At 36.6% G+C, this 23,595-nt stretch carries 18 protein-coding genes and 1 pseudogene; 2 read left to right on the forward strand and 17 right to left on the reverse strand.

The annotated features are described in order from the left end of the window. Positions 1 to 82: 82 nt before the first annotated feature. The 9 genes from istB to G614_RS0120725 form a co-directional block, all read right to left on the reverse strand. Entirely contained in the window at positions 83 to 859 is a 777-nt protein-coding gene (gene istB, locus G614_RS0120690; RefSeq protein ID WP_027643473.1) for an IS21-like element helper ATPase IstB, read from the reverse strand. Positions 860 to 865: 6 nt separating this feature from the next. Next, complete coding sequence (istA, locus tag G614_RS0120695) at positions 866 to 2,407, reverse strand: IS21 family transposase (RefSeq protein WP_027643474.1); 1,542 nt, start codon at positions 2,405 to 2,407, stop codon at positions 866 to 868. Positions 2,408 to 2,431: 24 nt separating this feature from the next. Continuing rightward, entirely contained in the window at positions 2,432 to 2,692 is a 261-nt protein-coding gene (locus G614_RS33020; RefSeq protein ID WP_242828163.1) for a hypothetical protein, read from the reverse strand. Positions 2,693 to 2,733: 41 nt separating this feature from the next. Further along, positions 2,734 to 3,378, reverse strand: coding sequence for a hypothetical protein (locus tag G614_RS33025; RefSeq protein WP_225537575.1), 645 nt, complete (start codon positions 3,376 to 3,378; stop codon positions 2,734 to 2,736). Continuing rightward, a complete protein-coding gene (locus tag G614_RS33030) occupies positions 3,375 to 4,019 on the reverse strand; it encodes an antirestriction protein ArdA (RefSeq protein WP_242828164.1) in 645 nt (214 codons plus the stop codon). Before G614_RS33030 ends, G614_RS33025 begins: the two co-directional genes overlap by 4 nt. Before the next feature lie 796 nt (positions 4,020 to 4,815). Next, positions 4,816 to 7,137 carry a DUF262 domain-containing protein gene (locus tag G614_RS0120710; RefSeq protein ID WP_002587190.1) on the reverse strand — a complete coding sequence of 774 codons (2,322 nt, stop codon included), beginning with the start codon at positions 7,135 to 7,137 and terminating at the stop codon, positions 4,816 to 4,818. Positions 7,138 to 7,160: 23 nt separating this feature from the next. Next, on the reverse strand, positions 7,161 to 8,579 hold the full coding sequence (locus G614_RS0120715) for a hypothetical protein (protein WP_002592882.1): 1,419 nt from the start codon (positions 8,577 to 8,579) through the stop codon (positions 7,161 to 7,163). A 191-nt stretch (positions 8,580 to 8,770) separates the two neighbouring features. Further along, positions 8,771 to 9,784: a virulence RhuM family protein gene (locus G614_RS0120720; RefSeq protein ID WP_002587187.1), complete on the reverse strand. Its 1,014-nt coding sequence runs from the start codon at positions 9,782 to 9,784 to the stop codon at positions 8,771 to 8,773. A 155-nt stretch (positions 9,785 to 9,939) separates the two neighbouring features. Continuing rightward, on the reverse strand, positions 9,940 to 11,190 hold the full coding sequence (locus tag G614_RS0120725) for a recombinase family protein (RefSeq protein WP_002587186.1): 1,251 nt from the start codon (positions 11,188 to 11,190) through the stop codon (positions 9,940 to 9,942). A 373-nt stretch (positions 11,191 to 11,563) separates the two neighbouring features. Here G614_RS0120725 and G614_RS0120730 point away from each other — a divergent pair, with 373 nt between their 5' ends. Continuing rightward, positions 11,564 to 12,730, forward strand: a complete 1,167-nt coding sequence (locus G614_RS0120730; RefSeq protein ID WP_027643476.1) for an IS110 family transposase — start codon at positions 11,564 to 11,566, stop codon at positions 12,728 to 12,730. Between the two features lie 400 nt (positions 12,731 to 13,130). Here the strand turns inward: G614_RS0120730 and G614_RS0120735 are convergent, their stop codons facing one another. The 8 genes and pseudogenes from G614_RS0120735 to G614_RS0120765 form a co-directional block, all read right to left on the reverse strand. Beyond that, on the reverse strand, positions 13,131 to 14,990 hold the full coding sequence (locus G614_RS0120735; RefSeq protein WP_003524953.1) for a UvrD-helicase domain-containing protein: 1,860 nt from the start codon (positions 14,988 to 14,990) through the stop codon (positions 13,131 to 13,133). 11 nt (positions 14,991 to 15,001) lie between these two features. Then, positions 15,002 to 15,841, reverse strand: a complete 840-nt coding sequence (locus G614_RS35125; protein WP_408625322.1) for an ATP-dependent endonuclease — start codon at positions 15,839 to 15,841, stop codon at positions 15,002 to 15,004. Positions 15,842 to 15,892: 51 nt separating this feature from the next. Then, positions 15,893 to 17,191, reverse strand: a pseudogene (locus tag G614_RS35130) (ATP-binding protein); the annotation flags it as partial. Between the two features lie 60 nt (positions 17,192 to 17,251). Next, on the reverse strand, positions 17,252 to 18,358 hold the full coding sequence (locus tag G614_RS0120745) for a PDDEXK nuclease domain-containing protein (RefSeq protein ID WP_002587184.1): 1,107 nt from the start codon (positions 18,356 to 18,358) through the stop codon (positions 17,252 to 17,254). A gap of 117 nt (positions 18,359 to 18,475) precedes the next feature. Beyond that, positions 18,476 to 20,632: an ATP-dependent DNA helicase gene (locus G614_RS0120750; RefSeq protein ID WP_242827486.1), complete on the reverse strand. Its 2,157-nt coding sequence runs from the start codon at positions 20,630 to 20,632 to the stop codon at positions 18,476 to 18,478. Positions 20,633 to 20,706: 74 nt separating this feature from the next. After that, positions 20,707 to 22,518 (reverse strand): hypothetical protein, encoded by a 1,812-nt coding sequence (locus tag G614_RS0120755; protein WP_027643478.1) that lies wholly within the window; start codon positions 22,516 to 22,518, stop codon positions 20,707 to 20,709. A gap of 58 nt (positions 22,519 to 22,576) precedes the next feature. After that, positions 22,577 to 23,098 carry an O-acetyl-ADP-ribose deacetylase gene (locus G614_RS0120760; RefSeq protein WP_002587181.1) on the reverse strand — a complete coding sequence of 174 codons (522 nt, stop codon included), beginning with the start codon at positions 23,096 to 23,098 and terminating at the stop codon, positions 22,577 to 22,579. After that, positions 23,099 to 23,329 carry a hypothetical protein gene (locus G614_RS0120765; RefSeq protein ID WP_027643479.1) on the reverse strand — a complete coding sequence of 77 codons (231 nt, stop codon included), beginning with the start codon at positions 23,327 to 23,329 and terminating at the stop codon, positions 23,099 to 23,101. On the opposite strand from G614_RS0120765, the gene G614_RS28280 reads away from it, so the two are divergent. Beyond that, the coding region (locus tag G614_RS28280) for a helix-turn-helix domain-containing protein (protein WP_242828165.1) at positions 23,320 to 23,595 on the forward strand (276 nt) is incomplete at its 3' end. The genes G614_RS0120765 and G614_RS28280 overlap by 10 nt on opposite strands.

Consider the following 23,595-nt stretch of genomic DNA (forward strand, 5'->3'; position numbering starts at 1 on the left):
TGATTATTCTTGCGCGATGAAATCGCGCTTCCGGAAATCTGGAAATCAGATAACCGGAAGACGGAAATCATCTCTTGCGAGTTTACTCGCGTAGGTTCTTATCTAATCCATACACCTCACGCATTGATCTGTCTTTTTCAGGATCGATGCTGGTGATGTTGATAACATAGCTGTCGTGAGCAATACGGTCTATGATGGCATCGGCAAGAGGGCTTGCATCCCCACCAAGCTGGTCATACCACTCGGAACGCTCATACTGGGAGCAGAAGATGGTGGATGATTTCTTCCGCCTCCTGTGCAGGAGTTCGAAGATATCACGTTGTTCTGCCTCCGTCGGCTTCAGCAGGAGCCACTCATCAAGGATCAATACCAAGGGGGTGGCATATTTTGCCATTACCTTCTTATAAGTGCCGTCAGTCCGAGCCAGCTCCAAGTCGATGAGCAGATCGGGGAGGCGGACGTATCGGGTATTGAAGTACTGCTTACAGGCCTCCATGCCGAACGCACAAGCCATGTAGGTCTTGCCGCAGCCTGTTGCACCGGTGATGAACAGGTTCCGGTGTTCAGTGATATATTCGCAGGTGGCAAGACGGCGTATGAGCTCCTTGTTCAACTTGCGCCCGGATGTGTAATTGATATCCATGATACTTGCATCCGGCTGGTCGAATCCGGCATTTTTGATCAGCCTCTTTAAGCGGTTGTTCTTCCGGCTGCTGAATTCGATATCAACCAGCATGCCGAAACGATCCTCAAACGGTACTGTTTTTAGCTTGGGATCATCCTGTTGGCTGCGGAATGCATCTGCCATTGCGGTAAGGCGCATTTCCATTAATTTATCAATCGTACTCTGATTGGTCATATAGTTTTACCTCCTGTAGTAGTCGGCACCACGCGTAATGCCGTGTGCTTTTGGTTGAGTGGTTGTGGAATCCTCGCCGGATGAGCCGGTCTGGTCGGAACCTGTTACGAGAATGTTTTTGATGCTCTTGTAACTTGGGGATGCCGTATAGGATAGAGCCTTTTGGCAGGCCGCTTCCAGACGACGGGCTGAATATTTCTCAGCCAGTTTCAGAAGCCCCATACAGCCCCGGTAGGTCTGTTGTTCCACACTTTTGGAGGTAAGTATCGCATTTACCACAGTGTACGTGTTTATGCCAATCCGCTCAGCCCACTGACGGAAGCGGTCGCCGTTCCATTCCAGATATTTCTGGTGATCCTGCGGCATATGCTCCGTGATGGTGCTGTACTGCCCGGGACGCCCCGTAAGGCGGCGGTGGGAAGCAATGCGTTTATGGTTGTAGAAAATTTCAATCGTATGTTCCGTTACCCGTACATCAACCGTTTTTTTGATGTATTCATACGGCACAGAGTATAGCATTTTTTCTATACTTATGTGATAATTGAACTGGACGGTAGCCTGTTTCCAGTCTGCCAGTTCAAAGCGGGTAGCGGGCAATGGCGACAACAATGGTTTTTCTTCCTCAAGAAACAAGCTGAGCCGGCTGCCCTCTTTCTTTTGAAAGAGCTTCCGGTTAAACAGTGTAAGCTTATCACTGATAGCACGGTTCAATTCAGCGAGGGAGAAGAACTGTTCATCCCGAAGTGCTGCAGTGATCCATGTAGATATCATACCTACGGTTCCTTCCGCATTCGGCTTGTCCTTGGGAGCTCTGACACGTGCGGGAATAATCGCAGTCCCATAATGCTCTGCCATTTCCTGATACGTTTCGTTGATCTGCTGGCCTTTCCAGCCGCCATTGTGGATAACGGCAGTCTTGCAGTTATCCGGCACTAAGATTTTGGCAACGCCGCCGAAGTATTCGTACATATGGACATGGGCATTGATCCATGATTTCTGCTTCATGTCAAGGAACGCTTCGACGTATGCATACTGGCTGTACGTCATGACTCCGACAAAGATATAGGCTTTCAGTATCTCGCCCGTATCCGGATCAATGACGGTGGCAGGATCTCCTGCCCAGTCAACTTCAACCTGTTCACCGGGTTTCCGGTTGATATGCATGGTTGCACGCCTTTTCTGCTCATCCTGCTGGATGTGATAGCAGAATTGCGAATACATGAGTGGTTCTTCGCCGTTAGCACGGCAGTCCTCCATGTATTCCGTCCACAATAGCTTTTTGCTCACACCGTTCCGCAGAAGTTCTTTGCGGATGTAAGCAAAATCGGGCATCCGTTTGGAAGATGATATTTTGTCTTCTTTGGGGAATAGAAGCCCTTCAAGTTTGCTGTCGGTCATAGAGTTATCCAGCGGCCATATAAGGTTTAGCTCTTTGGCACGTTTTTGAACTTTGACGACAGTTTTTTGCGCAACACCACAGCTTGCCATAATGTTGCGTTGTGAGAAGCCCAGACCTGTAAGTCTGATGATTTCTCGATACTTGGTCATAATCGTGACCTCCTCATAATGTATTTACACCAAATGGCGTATAATCTCATTATAAGGATTTATCAGATAAAGCGATTTCCTATTTGCCGGAATCGTGATTTCCACAAAAACGGAACTTTGATTTCCAATAGCCGGACGGGTGATGTACTTCACCCCGGAATACTCAGCCATCGCTTTCCACTCTTCCATCACAGCCGCCAGTTCCCGGTCATTTAACTTTCCGTAAGTTCGTACCGTAAGCACACCCCAAAGGCTGCCAGCATATGCTTCTACGTCTGGCGTCATGGATGCAACCCATTTTTTAAGCAGTTCAGAAAACAAATATTCTACCAGCCCCTTCTCAGGGCAGCTTTTAAGCTGGCCTGGATCTTTTCCCGGATCATGCTTTCATACGAGAGAAGCTCCTCCCCGCTTAAAAGCTCCGGTACAAAGGAGTCGCTCTCATTCCAATAAGCAGTTACAGCCAATGAATTGTACAGGCGGAACTCTTGCACTGACGGACTCAATTCCTGTATCGGATGTCCCTTGCAGATCAGTGTGCCAAATATTGTCTCCAACGGCCCGTTTTCTTTCATTTTCTGTAAACCAAATTCCTGGAGACGGATATATGGTTCCAGTTCCTTCTCGATGTAAATCTGATGTAGATTCAGAAGATACTTCGCATAGCCCTCCGCCGATAGCTCCTGAATCGGAAGGAATTCATAATCCCTATAATTACGAATAATCCGGCACACTGCATATGCATCTCTGGGAACCTCCGCCTCCAGTGATGCCAGAGGTTTCTTTCTTGACACAGTGGTTTTATCCGCCAGGTTCTGTATCTCCATCGCAATCTGGTTCAACACTCTAAATGTGAGCCGTGGAGGTAAGAACTGATCCAACTTCCAGATATTACTAAGATAGTCTGCCACCTCATCAACGTCATATGTTCTGCACTTCTCCTCCAGGGCCTCCAGTTGTTTCTCCGTCATAGGGAAATAAAAACAGATCTTTTCCGGATACCTCTTATCAAATGCCAGATACACCGGAATACTGCCGATCCAGAATGCACTACTTTCGGATTCTGTTTCTTTCCCACTGCCGGTTTTGGCGCCTTAATTCTAGTGATGAGCCCCTCCTCTGTCAGCCGCTCACTCGCTTTCATATTCAAACGGCCATACGCCTCATAATCAAAATAGCCGTTCAGTTCCATCGGCAGCGTTCTTCCCTCCTGCTCAAACAGATAACGCCCATACTGTTCCAGGGATTTTATCTCTGAATGGCATTCATACTGGTCTAAATGATCCATTGCCTCTACAATCTGCAGCAAAGAGTCCGGCTTTTCATTCTGAAGCACAGTCTCGAAGACAGCCCGCTCCTGTTCCGACCAGGAACCAATCTTTGCGGCAAGGTAGTTTAACTGCCCCAGGTTCGAATCCTGAAACACAAATTCCCCAATTAACAGAGGAGCCAGCCCAGCCACCGGGGCTTTCACATCTCCTATGAACGGAATCATCCTGGAAGGATGGTACCCGGCCAGCTCCTCCAGGACCTGCTCTGCCTGTTCCTGCGAAGCCGGCAGCTTCATCCAGATTCCACCGTCCCAGTTTTCACGCTTCACAAACACTTCCATGAATTCTCCTCTCCCTTCCTCATTCCTTCTATAGGCGATTGCGAAACTCTGAAACCATTGAAAACACTGGTTTTTTCGTTTGCTTTTTAATGGCTTCTCCTCAAACTTCCTCAATTTATTGCTTTTTGAAATCTGTGGAAATGTGTATAACTTTACTCGATTTTCTCATTAACAGTAATCGTTCTTATATTAGACCTCGCAAAGCCTATAACTTCGTTTGGAATTTTAAGAGTTATCCACATCAATCGCATTTTGAGTTTCGTAATTACCTATTCCTTCTATAATTAAATATAATTCTTATGAGTAAGGATATTACCCGGCAGCGCTCCCGCCTGTACTTGCCCCTGGGATTCTCCTTCCTTCTGCCCTTGCACCAGTTCTTCCGATTGAAACAGGGACAGATATCCATTGACCGCCTCCGCTATCTTCTGGTAATCCGCCTCTTTTACTCCATATCCTCTTTTCCCCGTCTCACATCTATGAAAAGGCCAAAAAACCACTATATATTGTGGTTAAACCCCTCTATTTTTCTTTCAAACCACAATTCCGTATCATTATTACCGACTCGACATGTGTTGAGTGTATAATAATGATGTTCACAGAGCAGAATTGGCCCTGGGCGGACATGCGATCTTCCCTCCCATATCAGAATAAATCCACTATGAAAAACGTGCATTTATATTTTCAACACTTCACTTTACTACTACCAATAAGAAATTCATTAAGTACCTTTTATAAGGCATACAAAACCTCATCAATACGATCCAGCTACTTATCTTTTCCACACCTATCTTTATCATTTTAACTTAATACTTAACATGTTAATAAATTTTTCAACTGTACATTCATTGGGAACCTTTTGTGCTATCTGGAAAAATTTTTTTATATTCTCAAACAGACATGCTTTGTTTATTTTAATTTCTTCTAAAGTAATGTTAAATAACATTGCCCATAAAAAATAATAGTTTTGATCAGTTTTATATAGTGTCCCCTTTCTCGAATGATTAAAAAGATCTCTCATTCTATCTGTATCATTATCTATTAGTAAAAGAATCTTTTCAATAAAAAGCTCGACATTATCTAATGCACTTATAAAAAGTTTAGGTGAATTAATTGATAAATCACTTAACGTTTTTGTTACATTATCTTTGCTCATTATTCTTGAGCACATTCTGTCATTTCTTTTATAAATATTTAAAACATTGCAAATATCAGTATTAGGTTGATTCATTCTGTAATCAATATAAGCCAGAGATGTTATTAACTCTTCTAGCTTCATTCGATTATCCTTAGCTCTAAATACCTTCTTTTCGTATTTATTAGCTATACTCTTGACTTTAATAACAATATCTTTATCTACATAAGCGTTCCACATTTCAAAAGTATTTTCTTTAATAGGATATGGCTTTGTATTTAATCTTAAAAATAAATCGATGGGACTAAAGTCCGGATTTTGTTCATAATCAATCTCGATTATATCCATAGGAAATTCTAACACTTTTTCTTCAAAATTGCTGCCTATGTTTTCAATACTTTTACCTTCCAATTCCGACAATATCTTTATTTTTGTAAGTTTAAATCTATCCTTATTAGAATTAACAACCCCTCCTCTTTCATCTACATATGTCCTCCCCAAAAATCCTAGTATAGTAAGAAGTCTTTGTTGACCATCTACTACCTCTTTAACCTTATCTGCACGTTTATATACAAATAACGGTGGTATATTAATTCCTAGTAGAATGCTCTCCATCAAATAAGACGCTTTCTGTAAATTTTTCACTTCTGATCTCTGGTAATCTGGCCTTATTAAAAATCTAGATTTTTTCATATCAGAAATAATATCCTCAATGGTTAATGTTTCAGGTAATGGTTTATTAATTTTATAGTGTTTAATTTCATCAATCTCACCTTGATTCATAATATTCTTAAAGGATTCTGAGTCCTTTAAATGTTTTTGAAAATCAATATTAAATACTATTTGAAAAATATTTGCAACTAAATTATATCTATTGTTTATCGCAGAGTAATAATGGCTCCCATTGGGCTCAAAAATAAGTTCTATATTTTTTTGTGAATTGTTTATAATCCTTTGCCATATTTCATCACATTGACTAGCATTATCAAGCAGATCATACACCTTTTCTATATCTTCATCTTTAATTTCATTTTTATTTCTAAGTACAATAGATGTTCCCCAGTAAAGAACCTCATAAAACAGTTTACTATTACTTAGATATTTATTTCGAACTTTACTACGTCGATAGAACTTCTTTAAATATTTTATAACGGTTTGAAATTTCTTCAGTTCATCTTTAACATCTTTTTTTGCAATATTTGCATAATAATACTGACAAATTATATCAGATTTTGAACTACCTTTAGCGTAACTGTAAATTGGAATATAAGGAAGTGTTATTAAGTTTCTAATAAGTGAGGTTAATATATTAACTTTATCTCTTTTATTTGATTTACTTTTGCTCTTAGGTAAAATTATTTCACACAAAAAATCAAATAGCTTTTCATCCAAAAAAATTTTATTGTAGATAGCCTTGGATAAAGAATCATTAATATATGCTGCACGATCCATATCATATTTTTGCAGTGGTGTTATACCAGAATTATATCTCCGAAAAATTTCTTTTTTTATCTTATCTTCTTTATCGTCATCTAATTTTGGCTCATCTACAACATTAAACTGCAGTATCCTTACTCTAGTTTCTTCAAAAAGTTCTCTTGTAGATTCATCTAACTGGCTATATTTTTTTCCAGACAGTAACTTTAAACTATGTAATCCTTTCTCCTTCAATACAAGTTTATCATTTAAAAATCTTTCAATTGTTTCATAACGTTGTCTACCATCGATAACTTCATTTTTATCCCTTGTCTGAAATAATACCAATGGAGGTACCTCTGTTCCCAATAGGATACTTTCAATAAAATATGTTGCCTTTTCTTCGTCCCAAACATAGTTTCTTTGAAAGTATGGCTTATAATCTATTTTATTTGCATATCTTGGATTCAAAAAAATAGACGAAATTTTTTTAACAATATTCTCTATTTTTAATTTTTCTTTGAAGATATCTGTAATATCTGTATAATCCAACTGCATATTAGACATATTTTACATCCTTTCAGTTTAAACTAATTTATGTTAACTCTGTCTCTTATTTCTTTATCTTTAAATTCATCAACACTACTTGGAACAACAGATCCTTGAAAAAAAAATTCATTATTATATCTCTTTCTTGATTTGACCAACCCATCAAGCGCAAATCTAAACACATATTGCCATGATGAATTTTCAAATGCAGATACAATTTGATGCAAAGCAGGAAGCCATTCATATATATATCTACATTCGTCATATATAGTTATATCCATGTACATAGACGTAGATTTCGCCATATATTTGTATCTTATATTTTGCTCCGTATTATAGTGTAACGGATAAGCAAGTTGATTAATAATCACATCAAAAAAAATATTACTGTGAGGTTTATCCAAAAATTGATATATTTTTTCTGAACTTTCAAAAAAATTTTCAATTAACTTGACATCATCTTTAAGTTTTATATTATGTTGCTTCAAAAGCGTGATAATCTTTAGTCCTTTTATAAGATCGTTGTAACTTCCTAGCTCGTTTAAAAAGCATTTTTCTTTATCATTTAGCGCACCTTTCCTGTTAAGATTATCCATAGCAAAAAAGAATTTTGCCAGTGAGTGGTTAACCGTTAACTCTGAAATAACTACCTTATCAAATTCAGAAATATCGAATAATTGGTTTATAAAAGGATTTCTTGCAAATCTTTGCAATGGAACCAAAATTGATGGAATATCTCTTAAAACAGCTGATATAAATTCTCCATAATAAAACGCAAAGTTTTGTATAACATTATCATATAAACTTAAATATTCATCACATCTATCCCTGGTCTCTAAACAAGAACTTTCTAAAAGTGGAAAGGTTTTAAAAAATAAATATAATGTAATTAAGTCATAATATTCTTCAATTGATTCCTTGCTATTATCTGGCTCCGCAAAATTTGATATAATTATACCAGGCGAATTCAAACGATGATATTGACAAATTGTTGTAATAGTTCTTAATGCATGTTGTACAGATGGTATACTCCCACATGCATCGATATAAATTATATCAAATTTTTTAGGTGTTTGTTGAAAAAAAGTTTCAACGTTCTGTTTCAATATTCGGGGTTGTGGGTAAGTCCCCTGATTATAAAATGAGATAGCCTTATTATAATTTTGACTATTTACCTCAAATCCCCATATATTATGAGGAAGAACACCTAAGTTCATAAACTCTTTAAAATCATTATCCGGTTCTGGACCACATAAATAACAAACAGTTAAATCCTCTGGCCTTTTAACTCCTACATATGTATCATGTAATTTTTCCCAATTAGTAATATAAAATGGTTCTATTTTTAGTGCCTCAGTTCTATTTTTACTTTCATCTTCAGATAAAGAAAAATAATCATAAATAGAACGAACATAATTACGTTTTACGCAACATGCGTCTTCTCTCTTTACTGTCAGCAATTCTATTCCGTGTAAAATAGCAGAATGACGTACAAATTCCTTTTTAAACTGTTTATAAGAGTGTTCTTCTTTCGTATTAATCCCCTCCCTATTGTAAGAATAAAATATATAGAATCAACAAAAGACTATATTTTATACCTTAGTTCACCTCTTTCCTTTTCAAACCACAATTCCTCATCATTATTACCTACTTAATTGTTTTTTTCGTCCAACTTATCTAATTCCCCTATACTTTCTAAAAAATGACATTCCACAGGAGACAATATATATTCCTGATTTCTTTTATATTTCTCATACTCCAAATGCGCTTTCTCCAAGGCCTGCTGATGTGTTACTTTCCCCTTTGTTGTTAATATATCACGTCTGGTCATCCTGAGATAATCATCAATCGTCTCCAGCCAGTCTTTCATATACATTGGCTCCTGATTTAAAGCATGTACCTCTGCAATATCCAAATATGCCGTTACAATTTTATTGAGTGCATCCAACTCTTTTTCATCAAGATAATTTTTCGCCACTTCTACATCCGAGAGTTTTATACGTTTGCCACTCCATGTAGTCAGTCCCATATTATCTTTATCTGCATCTGCCCTTTGGTAAATCACCTCCGCCGCTGTATGCTTATGTGCTGCCCAATGCATCTTGTTTTGAACCTGTTTAAAAAACTGTACGGAACTCTCCGCTTTCGGATTGTAGTCAATACTGGTCGCATAGATTTCCAGCACTTTTCTCCAAAACACTTTTTCTGAAGACCTTATATCCCGGATACGCGCCAGCAACTCATCAAAATAATTTCCTCCACCAAGATTCTTTAATCGTTCATCATCCAGCGCAAATCCTTTAATCATATATTCTTTCAGGATATTTGTAGCCCAAATCCTGAATTGTGTTCCTCGCAAAGATTTCACGCGATAGCCAACAGAGATAATAACGTCAAGATTATAAAAATCCACATGATATCTTTTTCCGTCGGAACCAGTTGTTGCAAAATTTGCAACAACTGAATTTCGGCTTAACTCGCCTTCTAAAAAAATATTTTTTATATGTCTGGATATCGTGGATTTATTTCTTTGAAATAGATCTGCTATCTGATCTAACGATAACCAAACAGTATCGTTATCAAACGTAACTTCAACTTTGGTAACTCCATCCTCTGTTGTGTACATCAATATATTAGATTTTTCCACTTTCTCTTCCCCCGCCAAAAGATCTCCGAAAAAAATTCGATGATTATACTACTCCTTAAGTTTCCATATCCATTTCACTATATTTTACCATACTCCCCTCACCATTACCATCTGAAAGATTCCTTCATTTCCGTTTATTTTCCCCTCTGCAACATAACATCCTCATTTACCTATTATTCAAACTCACATATCTGATATCCCTCTTTTTCAGCATAACAAATTATCAACCGCTTCTCATAAACATCTATTCTCTTCACTCTATCCTTTACGACATTTTCATCATATTTCCCATTACATACAACTTTTCCCAACATCTCTCTTACATCTTGATTGTTCAAGGTAGGTGAATTTTCACACTCTGCCTTTCCTTTTTCCATCCTTGTCCCACATCTCCACACAATCTTCCCACGCTCCGTTCTACGCCTGAATCCTCCGCCACAATACCCACATACCAATAAATTACTAAGCAAGTATTTGCTGCTATATCGGTTACCACTGCTAATCTGATTGCCGTTAGCTGTTCTAATCAGCCTGGCTCTATTAAGCATTTCCTCCTGCACCTTATCAAATATCTCCGGAGAAATAATAGCCGGATGACTTCCTTTCACATAATATCTGGTACGCTGTCCAATATTTTTCTTTCGTATACCATTCAGATAATCCTCCGTAAATGTTTTCTGAAGCATCATGTCTCCCTTATATTTCTCATTCTTTAGCATCTGCTGGATTACATTTGCACTCCATACCGTTTTGCCTGTTACCGTTTTTACACCACTTTCCTCCAAGTGTTTTTTTATCTGTGAAAACGTGTAACCCTTTAAATATAACTCAAAAATCAACCGTACTATTTCGGCCTGCTCCGGAACGATTACCAATTCCCCTTCCACACACCGATACCCCATAAAATGTTTATAGCTGCTAAATAATCCTTCCTCAAATTTTCTTTGAATCCCCCACTGAATATTCTCACTCAAATTTCTGCTTTCTTCTTGTCCCATTGCTCCTGATAAGGTTATTGCCGCTTCTGCATCCGGATTAAACGAATTCACATTTTCAATTTCAAAATACATTTGAATACCCCTTTCTTTCAAATATCTCATAATCTGCAATAGCTCTACCGTATTCCTGGATACTCGTTTTGCTGATTTAGTGATTATGTAATCGAATTTCCCCTCTGCAGCGCTTTCTAACATATGTTTCAATCCGTTACGGCCTTTTTTCCTTAATCCACATCTTCCGCAATCCCAGAATACTCCTGAAAATACCCAACCCGGATGATCTGATATCTGTTCTGTATATGCCACAATTTGATGAGCCAAACTGGCTAACTGCGTCTCTTTCTTAGTGCTGACGCGGCAATATGCCGCCACACGCAGCGGTTCCATATTCTCTTTTTTCACAGGCATATAATATATATTTTTCAAAACACATCACCTCGTTTCATCAATAAGGAAAAGGCGCGAAAGCCAAAAGCCTTCACGCCTCACCACACGGCAACTATCCAATCTCACCTAATCATCATTTAACACTTGTATGATGTTTATAGAAGCAAAAACAACATATTCCTTTCATTTTTCTTGAACTGTGGTTTAATACATTCAGATACTGTGGACTTTTGATTTTATCCTGTAGCTTGACTACTCAACAGGAGTGTATTGCCGCTACTTTTATCTGAATTGTTTATAGCTGGATGTTGCCGGAGTGTTTCACTCTGAGTACTTATTTCAATCAAGTCTACGATGATAATCGTTGGTGGATATCACGGTATCAGACTTTATGAAAGGGAGGTACAACCTCATGATTTACGTAGGCATTGATATTGCCAAACTCAACCATTTCGCCGCTGCCATTTCTTCGGAGGGCGGGATACTCATCGAGCCGTTCAAATTCTCAAATGACTATGATGGCTTCTATCTGCTGCTTTCTAAACTGGCACCACTTGACCAGGACAGCATCATCATTGGTCTTGAATCAACGGCACACTACGGTGACAACCTTGTCCGTTTTTTGATAAGCAAGGATTTTAAAGTGTGTGTTCTCAATCCCTTATCGACTTCGGCTATGCGTAAAAATAATGTACGCAAGACGAAGACCGACAAAGTCGACACATTTGTTATTGCTAAAACCCTTATGTTGCAGGATCCTTTAAGGTTCATCTCCTTAAAGGATCTGGATTACATCGAACTCAAGGAACTCGGCAGATTCCGACAGAAAACCGTGAAGCAGCGCACCCGTTTAAAAATACAGCTGACTTCCTACATGGATCAGGTCTTCCCGGAACTACAGCACTTCTTTAAGTCCGGTGTGCATCAGAATTCTGTCTATACGCTCCTTAAAGAAGCGCCGACACCGAATGATATTGCTTCTATGCATATGACTCATCTCACTCATCTTCTCCAAACGGCTTCCCACGGTCATTTTGGTAAAGATACGGCCAGAGGATTAAGAATTCTCGCACAGAAGTCTGTCGGTATCCATGACAGTTCCTTATCTATTCAAATAACTCAGACCATTGAACAGATTGAGTTATTGGATAGCCAGTTATTCCATACAGAGCTTGGAATGGCAAACCTTGTCACCTGCCTCCACTCTGTGATCATGACCATCCCGGGCATTGGGACTACCAATGGCGGGATGATACTTGGTGAGATTGGCGATATCCATCGCTTCCCTACACCGGGCAAATTGCTTGCATTTGCCGGATTGGATCCGTCTGTTTATCAGTCTGGTAACTTCCAGGCCAAGAAGACCCGGATGTCCAAACGAGGCTCGCGTGTTCTTCGTTACGCTCTCGTAAATGCAGCACATAATGTCGTAAAGAACAATGCGACTTTCAAAGCTTACTACGATGCCAAGAGAGCCGAAGGCCGGACTCACTATAATGCCCTTGGGCACTGTGCCGGCAAACTTGTCAGGGTCATATGGAAGATGCTCACTGACGAAGTGGAATTTAACCTCGAATAAGAGGTCTGCATACCAATATCGATAGATTTTGAAAAAGCACCGTTAGGGAGCTTTATTAGAGTTACCCTTCTTTACCATCGATTAGAAAAATGAATTTTCGCCTAATTTATACTTGACTTTTCATAGCTGGTCTCTTTTGCAACAGGACAATACTTTCCGTATGTGTTGAGGGTGTGATTCGGATTCCTGAAAGGCGCAGTTTGGTCTTGGCGGAAACCATGTTTTTCATACATACCTCATCCAAACTTTAATTACGCAACAGACTGTGACACAATTATTCCAGTTCTTCTTTGCCTTTCCAACACACTACTATCGTTTTAAGATAACGTGTTGCTAACAATAAAAGGACTACCTATTTCTCAACGGACCCATTATTCTAATAATTTTTTGGAAGATAACATTATACAAATTCTACTTCTGATTCATCAAACCATTTATTAGAAAGGACTGTTTGTTTTACTAATTCTTTATCCTTCGTATACGCCACCAATGCCAGGCTATCTTTTGCTCGCGTACATGCAACATAAAACAGTCTCCGAGTTCGTGAAATACTATTATCTTTTCCCTGTTTCTCATTATCAAAATCCGTATCACTCATTTCTTTTGCACCAAACAATTTTTCATAACTAAATAGGTTACCCTCTGCCTCAGCATCATCCATAATAACCATGACTCGAGGATACTCCAATCCTTTAACACCTTGATGTGTTGAAAATGATGATTTCCCTTCTGCATATAAACAGTAGTTCTTCATTTCACTCACAGATGTAGATAATGCTTGTTTTAAAGCTTCTACTGTAGAATCTTGCTCCTGCTCGCAATCTAACACTATATGTTCCATTCGTTCCGAAAGATTAAATATTCCAGTCCGGTCTATTTCTTTAAATACATCTATGCAAGTTGGCATTTTTTCACCTTCAAACAACCTACATAGTGATTCCTTTGCTTCATTAGCAGTTTGTAGGCATTGTCTTTGATTTGCGCTCTCTCTTTGCAAATTATCTCTACTAAGCAACGGTGAATATCGTTTAATAATTTTCGCAACTTCAAATTTATTTCCTTCACTATTGGCATCAACCAACGGAAATATTATTTGTGAAAATATTTTTGCCTCTGGCAAGCTTCCATCTAAAACACTTTGTGCTATTCTCTTATTTTTATATAATGGTAAAAACAAATTTAAAAAATTCAGCCGCCTCGCTGCCATATAATGTTCAAGAATTAGACTCTGATACGCATTCTCATTTTTCCATTCCACATCTAATGATAACTGTGACATCCTTTTAGCAACCTCTAATTCTACTTTCTGCTTGTCTCCCAACGAGTCTGCTATGAAAAGATGTACTATGCCTTTTTTTGCATCTGTTCGTTCCCGTTGCTCCTTATCATCCACACATCTTCTGATAGAATTGGCTAATTGAACTATTCTTCTAGCACTTCTATGGTTCATTACCTTTACCGGCTTAATCCAACTATCCGGAATGCTATCCTCTAAATTTTCTTTACCATCCAGATATATTTTCTGCATCGTGTCACCAAACATTCCTATAATAATTTTATCTTTGTTTTTTGCATAAACATCAAGTAAAGCATCAACCAATTCTTTTTTCGTATCTTGACTTTCGTCGATTAGTAAAATGGGAAATTTGCTTATTAATATCTGTTGCATAGTAGCTTTACATTTAATAAATTCTGACCCCATTTTAATAACATCTGCATGGTCCAATGAATCATATCCACTATTTTCTCCATTAGGATTATATGAAAATTTACGCACTGAATCTATTTTCTCTAATCTCTTTTTATAACTTTCAATTTTACTTAACCTTGTTTGAGATGCCTTAGTACCCTTTCTCCCTTTAGCTTCCTCAATTTCTGTCTCTTCAAGCTTTTTCTGAATATTATTCTTTATCCAAATCCGGATATCTTTCTGATATGGACAAATAAGTTCCCATAAAAAGCTATGAATTGTAGAAACAAAAAAGATGGGGCTATACTCAACACGATTTAATATTTCATTACAAGCAGCATTTGTATAAGTAATAACCGCAATCTGTTTAGAATAAATATTCAATTCAATTCCAAATTGCTCTTGAATAAAATTTAATGTCTTTACAAGACTATATGTCTTCCCGGAACCAGCTCCTGCATATGTAAAAAAACTCTTTGGGCATTTCCAGTCCAAACATGATCGTATCTCCTCGTCCACATGATCATCTAAATGATTGTCGTCCATAGACACCAATTCTTTGCCGGCCATTTATCTCCCCCCTAATTATGCTTGTCTAACAAATCTTGTAACCAAAGTAATCCCTCGTTAATGTAATTTGGAACCTGTAAAGTTTGAGGATCCACGGAATAAATTAAATCTAGTGCAAAACCAGCTTTTGGCACATTCTCGCCACGAAATAAATTATAAATTTTCTCATGGAAACTTTCAAAATCAAGTCCTTCATTACAGATACCATAAATAGCTTCCATCAAACCTTCTCCTGTTGTTGTGGAAAATAAATTAAAATTAGAGTAAACTAAACTGTCTTCAAATGTGCTTGGTAATGCTTCGCATATTTTACCATTATATTTCAAATCAATTGGTATTTGATATGCAATTCTCATTTTGAATGAATATGGAGTTGTAAAACTCTTTTCTTTTTTCTTCTCTGAGATATCCAACAATTTATCCAATGACTTCTCTTTAAGCACCCATTGAGTAATTGCATAATTTGTGCTTATAATTCCTTTATCTCTTTGTGGAAGCGTGTGTTTATGATGTCCGGTGGGTTCCCCCGAATCAATATCAGTTATTATTAATGTCGGTAAACACATTTTCTCAATCAATGGTTTTAATCGCTGCGAATGTCTTCCATTTATCTCCAGCAACGTAATATATCTTTGATTCAATTCTTGATATTTATTTCGTATAAAATGGGGTAGCAACATATATTCTGCAGAACCTTCTACTAAAATTGCAGCATCTGCAAAAAACAAATCACAATGAGTTGTTCTTAAGTAACGAGTAATAAACCGTGTTGTCTCATTATCTTCTCCGAATACACCTGACAAATTAATAACCTTACTTACCGGAACAATACAGTCTTTTGTGGCTGGCAACCTTTTAAAATATCTTAAATCTTTAAAATCTACCTCTCTTGCTATATGGCTTGAATGTGAACTGATAACAAGCTGTGTTTGAAAATTACCATGTGCCTTCAAAAACTGACTATTAGTAAGAACATCATATGCCTTCTTAATGAATACCTGTTGGACTTGAACATGTAAATGAGCTTCTGGTTCTTCCAACAAAACAATGTGTAATGGTTCAATCCTTTCTTCCAGTAATTCTTTGTTCGCCTTCCCTGTTCTCATCCAATCATCTCTAAAACGCATTAAAAGAAATACCATAGAAATCAAATTTTGATACCCCAAACCATTATACTTTTCTGGAAGTCTCAATTTTTCTTTTGAATTAAGTGCATACTGAACAGCTGCTTCATGATTTAAACTATTTGATACACTTACCTTTGATTCAATTGTTATCCTTGGATCATTAACTCCCGGATAGCCCAAATCTTCTAATTCTAATATTGCATTATGAAATTTATCAGCCAGAGTATCATTAAAGACCTTTTTTGCTTTTTCCATCGCTTGAAGTGTTTTCAGATCCTCTGGCGATGGTTCATTTTCCGGATCCAAATGTTTATCATAATAGCTTTTTAATTGACTCGATAGATTCTGTGTATGATAATTGGCTTCTCCTGCACTCTCGTCTCCAGTATCAGAAAACCCTCTTTGTGCGCCTATAATATCTATTTTTATCAATCCCAGCAACGGATTTGATGTTGTACACTCCATCAAGTAATCTGTAGGTTGCAAATCATCATCATTCATCTTACTTGGATCGAGAACATACGCTTTTACCTCAAATAACGTATTAAATAAATCTCCTTTTCCTAAATACTCACATAGATTTTGAGGCCACAGAGCCAGTTTTACTTTTTTTGAACTAGCGCAAGTCTTCACTGCTGTCTCAAATGCTTCTTTATATGAAACACATAATTTTTCTACATTCTTTGGCAAATAAATAAATCTAACCCCTAAAACACCACCGTTCCAATCCAATGTGGGTATTATATTAGATACATAATGCAGTTCATTATCCTTAACATCAATCCATACATCCAGCGCTGGCATTATCTGTTCCATCTCCTGCATACATCCTTCAAAATCAAAATTCCCACCATTTATCCATACTTTCCCAATATCATCTAATTTTTTTCTATTAGATAGTGTAATATCATTAAAAACAAACTTTCTAGCAGATAAAAATTTTGCCAAAGCATCCATTGCTGAAGTTTTTCCACTATTATTTGCACCAACAAAAACTGTAGTTTTATCACTCAATTCAATCTTACAGCATTTCAACTTTCTAAAGTTCTGAATATCAAATCGCTTTATGTGCATTACAAATTCTCCCTTTTTGATTCTATTCTTTATACCCCAAACGAAGTATTATATTTTATATTACTCACTTTTCTGTTCATTTAACTCAGCTTCAATTTCTTCAATAGTTGGTAGTGTGCCTTTAAAATCCTCTGGTATCAGATTAGAAAGTTCGTATTCTGATATACCCAATGGTTGACTGCTAGACTCTATTGCGTATTTCGCCTGAATATTGTCTTTAGATTTACAAACCAATAATCCTAATGTTGGTGCATCCATATCAGTTTTTAATATGTGATTAACTGCAACCACATATGTTCCAAGTTGTCCTGTAAAAGATGGTTCAAATGCCGTAACTTTTACTTCAACAACTACATAACAGTGCAATTTTATATTATAAAACAACATATCAATAAAATTTTCTGTATCGCCAATTTCTATTCTATATTCACGTCCAACAAATGCAAAACCACTCCCAAGCTCTAGCAAAAATGCTGTAAGATTATCCATCAAAGCATCTTTCAGTTCTTTTTCATTATAATTCTGAGTCAATGTAATAAAATCAAAATTGTATGGGTCTTTCGTAAGCTCCTGTGCTAAATCACTTCGTATCGATGGAAGTGTAAGTTCAAAATTAGTAACTGCTTTTCCTTGCCTGTCAAAAAGTTTCGTATCAAGAAAATTTAGCAATACAGCCCTTGACCAATTGTTTTCTAATGTCTTTTGTACAAAAAACAATGCCTTCTGCTGGTCATCCCTACATTTATCCATAATAACCTTATGATGCCCCCACGGAATCATAAAAATTATATTCTTCTCTATTTGTGCACCAACTTGGGGCGTAATTTCATTTTTAAAAATTTGTGCATCAAGTTGGTGCGTAATTTCTACATTCGAATACAGCCTATAAAACTGATTCATATACTGTAAATTTCTTGGCGAAAATGACTTGATTTCCGGCAATTCTTCTACTAAATCTTTACTTATTTTTTGATAAACATGGCTGCCCCAAGATACATTCTTTTTCATCATCTCAATATCTCGTCCAAGAAGCCAATAAAAACGAAGCATCTCATCATTTACTTTTATAGAGGCCTTTATCTGACTGGCTCTAAAACGATTACTTACTTCAGATATCCATCTTTTATAATTACCTTCAAATTCTGCCCCTATCAATGTATCTATCATCTACCTTGCACCCACCTTCTCATTCATCATATATATCAATCTCTATTTCTATATAGTCTTTTATATTATACCATTCCTGCCTTTACATCCTTACCTATAACTTTTCCTGAAATTTTTTTATAAGTTGACCTCCACCACTTCATTATAAAACTTAGTGATTTCTTCAATACTGCTTGTCCTATTTTTTATTGGAAGTGACTCCCATATAATCTTGCGGTAGGGTGCTTTAGACTGATCTCCAACTCTGGAATCTACAATTGACACAATTCCTCTATCCTGTTCACTTCTTATCAATCGTCCAATTCCCTGTTTTAACTTTATTACCATTTCAGGAACTGATACTTTCATTAGACCATCACCTTTGCTTTGTTCATACTTATAATCAATGATAGGCTCCCTTACTGGAAATGGTAATTTGAAAATAATTACATGAGACAAAGACACTCCTTCAATGTTAATACCTTCCCAATAACTCCCCGTACCTAATAAGACTGAATTTGTATCATTTCTGAACTTTTCTAACGTTTCAGACTGCTTCGAATTACCCTTTTGCATAATTATTTCAAATGGCAGATTCTCTTGCTTCAACTTATTATATACTTCATACATATCCGTTTTTGCAGTAAAAAGAATCAGTGCTTTTCCATTACTAATTTGGAGCAACTTTGTAATTTCTTTTACTCCTTCTTCAATAAATTTACCCCTCTCTTTTGTTGGATGTGGTAAATGTTCTGTATAATAGATCATAGCATGTTCGTCATAATTAAATGGCGATATCTTTGGTTCACATATAAGACTATTATCTATCGGCAGTCCTGTATTATTGATAAAATATGCATAACTCTTTATATAATCTTCATTCTTGCCACTGGTAATAGTTGCAGACGTTAAAATAACCGGTAGATCAGAATCACTAAACATAATATTTCTTGTAATCTTGTCAACCTCTTTAGGACACTTATACAAGCGAACACCCATTATTCCACGACTGCCATTATCCCGTTCAAGCCAGAAAATATCCTCACTGTTATTTCTCTTTATTGCTGATGCTAAAAAGGCAACGTTGTCTTCCAGCATTTCTATTTCCTCATCAAAATTTTTTCTATTACGGTCACCTATAAAATCGCCAAATGACATAGCTGCTTCAAATTGAATCTCATCGAGAAGTTTTTTTAACCTTACAAAATTCGTATCAATATTTCTAACATAGTATCGATCAATATCCTGTCCCATTTGAGCTGCTTTTCGATCCTGCTCATCCATTTGCTTTAATAATGACTTAAAAACATCATCAATTAACGCATCAGCTTGTTCCATCTTTTTCGTAAAAGATATATCAAAAGAATTAACTGCTTTTCCAGCCTCGTACATGGAATCTTTTAACTGATTGAGTGAAATGCAAGATGTAACCGATGAACGCACCTTACTTTCAAGATTATGTACCTCGTCTATTACGATTATCCCCACATCCTCACTCATGAGTTGCTTCCTATAATTTGCTTTTTTATTCATGTTTACAGTAAGCAAATCTTGATTACATACAATAATTCCGTCGGTATATATCATTTTCCGACGCAAATTATGATAATGACAAGAGCTACAATAGCTACATTTATCCTTACAAAATTGAGGATTATATTCTTTCACATTCACTCTGTTCCATATTCCATCCGGAATGGGTATACTCCAGTCGGCTTTTTCATATCCGAATCTGGATACTGCCTCATATATTATCTGATGTTCTTCTTTCTCCTGGATAAATTTTGGAGTAAAATATTCATCAAACCTTTTTTTACACAAAAAATGATTTTGCCCTTTCGCTATAAGAACCTCAACATCATAATTCAACATATCCATAATTTTATCAATATCATGAATTAACTGTTCTTGTAAAGCGATTGTTGAAGTTGCAATCACTACAGGTTTTCCGTATACTTTATTATAATAAAGAACTGGAACTATATATGCAAAAGATTTTCCAATACCAACTCCTGCTTCTACAAGAACATGCTTTTTGTCCCTGATTCCGTCTACAATTTCGCAAGACATTTCCCATTGCCCTTCTCTATCCTCAAATCCTTCAGCAATAGCTTTATCTTGAAAAAAAGAAAATACATCTTCTCCGATTTTTTTAAATTTCGCTTTCCTTTCCACCTGATTTTTCCGAAAAAAAGACTCTTTATCATATTGCCATAAATACACTGAATCACCTTCTTCCTTCAATAACTTTAATACTTTGTACGAAACCATACATTCATTACTACTGTCTTTCATTTTCTATATCAATGTCGCATCTTTAAATTCCTCATTTGTACCCCTTTACTTCCCGCACTATTTTATCCTTTTGGTTAAAGCAGATTCATACTTAATAGATCTATATCAAATCCTATTTGTAAATAGTCATACAATTTTGAACCGACCGGCGAATAGATACTCACATTATTTGCTCTTACAAATATAGGAGTTTTAACATCCTGAATATGTTGCTTCATCCATTCATCATTTTCAGCATGACATCCCCACAAATCATCAATCGATACTCCTGTATTTTCGCACATACTCTTCAAATCTCTTATGGTTGAATCATCCGGTTTCAATAATCTAGTCCCATGTATAATATGATTTTCATGCATCCATGATACTGCTGTCTGGATATCATCATTTTCGGAATGCCATATTATAACACTTGGATTACATCCAAAATCATTCAAAATCGTGTCTCTGTATTTATTTATAATGCCATATATATTTTTACCGGATCTATCCTCTTTTGTAAACTCGTTCACAATATCTTTAAATTGCTTACTTGCCTGATCATAGTCTAATAATTCAAATTCTAATAATTGTTCTTTATTTATGCTCTGAATTATTTCTTCTGCAGTATGTTTTGCAATTTTTCTGTAGTACTGATTTATTAAATTAATCGTATGTATCAGGAGTTGCATATCAGTAGTTTTGCCTCTGAGTAACATATTATATACGCACACACACACTTCAAGGACATCAATTAAATAGTTCCTGTATGGCATCGGCATATATACATTTCTCATGGTCTCCTGTATTTTCCCAATAAATGCATATAGCGTCTCTCTATCCGCTTTGTTTGCTACTCCATCTACCAAGGGTACTTGAAAATACTGCGGTTTACTCCAGCAAAAGTCTTCTTTCAATTTGACGCTATACATATTTTCATCATACGGTTTTTGTGCCGGTATCACCACATTATAAGCACACCATTTACTTGTATACATACTTATATCAGAGCAAGTAAAATACGATATTCCTTGTACCTTATCTCGATTTCTCTGAACCCATTGCATCAACATCTGAGGAATAATATACTCTTGTTTATAAGATACCCGACCACTATGATTTACAAACCCACAAGCCAATACTAACGGATATTGCTTTACATACATAGAAGCTACCTTTAACCATGTATCAAAATTGTTATGTTTAATAGAAACACCCCACAAATAAATTTCTTCCGGTGCATACAAGGCCAAAAACTTAAATTCCTTATCTATGTTTCTGGTAGTTGCTCCACATAATTTTTCATATTGGAATTCTGAATAATAATATTTTGCCGGATATCCACACTCCTGCCAAGCAAGCGGAAGCATTGATGACAAATACAAGCTCGGGAATCCTGCTATACTGAATCTTTCATTATTAGAAAAAGCCTTTTTGCTCAAAGGAATATGAAACAATTCATTCGGATTATTCTGAATATAAGGAGTTTCCTCTTCAACACCTCTTACTCTGTAAAACTGCTGATTTGGTGTAATGCGTAGCTGAGTCCAACCATAATTTTTAATCAAAACCCAGTTATCAATAGATGCTATAAACAAATCTTTCTCCAGATTTTGCATCAATATATCTAATTCTTCCTGTGCGGCTTTAGGATTAGCATTTTCATAATGTTCAAAAATACCAGAAACAACCTTAAAGTTTTCCTCTACCGCTTTTATTACGCCTGTCATCGTTTCGTTTATTTTGTTCTGTTTTTCTGCTTCAAATTCACTGCCATCAATTAACCTTAATAGTTTTAAATAGCTCGATGCTTCTTCCTTATATTTTTCAGAAATGTCAAAATTCACATCAAAATATCTTTTAGGCAAATTTGTATTTCTTAAAAAATCCTCTATTTTTATTCCCATATTACCTTATACCTCCACATAACCCCATTTGTAAAATTACATCTTTCTGCTCTTATCATCATATTCCTTGACGCAATTTCTCAACTGCCTCATCATAAACTTGTTTCGTGTAATCATCAAACAGCACCCATTCCACCAACTCAAAAGCTTGCTCGTTTTCATTCAAGAAGCTGTTCACTGTCCTAACAGCTATTTTCGCTGCCTGCTCAACCGGGAAACAATAAATGCCTGTAGAAATGGACGGAAAAGCTATTCTCCGAATTCCATTTTCCAGAGCCACTTTCATGGAATTGTAATAACACTGTCCCAAAAACTCTGCTTCATTTTTACCGCCACCATTCCATACCGGCCCTACTGTATGTATCACATAATCACAGTGAAGATTATATCCTTTTGTTATTTTTGCTTGTCCGGTTTTACAACCACCAAGCAACCTGCATTCAAAAAGCAGTTCCTTACCGGCAGCTCTATGTATTGCACCATCAACACCACCGCCTCCTAAAAGACTGGAATTCGCTGCATTTACAATAGCCTGTACATCTGTAATTTTCGTAATGTCACCCTTTATAGTCTTTATCATTTAACATCCCACCTGATTTAAATTTCCCATTTTTTTGAATATCCTCTCTTTTTGGGTTTCATCGCTAAACTTTAATTCAAATCCTCTGTGCTCATAAAATCTATTTCTATTATCTCTTCTCTCATCAGTTTCTTCATCTACACTAGTATAACTCGATTTTAATAAGTTTACATTATTATCCTGAAATGGTATAATACTTATAGACCATTTCAGGAGGTAAAATGATGCCAAAGAGTGCTACGCCTATTTTTCTTTCCAATGATGATAAGTCATATTTAAAGTCCATTCTACAGAAGGGGACTGTTGAAGCCAGAGTCCACAGGAGAGCCAAAATCCTCTTATTAAAATCAGATGGCATGGCAGATGAAGCCATTGCTGACAAACTCGATATTTCGAGACCGACGGTAAAGCTCTGCCTGAAAAAATATATGGAATCAGGCGTGAAAGCTGCCATGGAAGACAGTAAAGGCCGTGGCCGCAGGATTGAAATTACCGAT

It is taken from the genome of [Clostridium] clostridioforme AGR2157, from assembly GCF_000424325.1.
Taxonomy (GTDB): Bacteria; Bacillota; Clostridia; order Lachnospirales; family Lachnospiraceae; genus Enterocloster; species Enterocloster clostridioformis_A.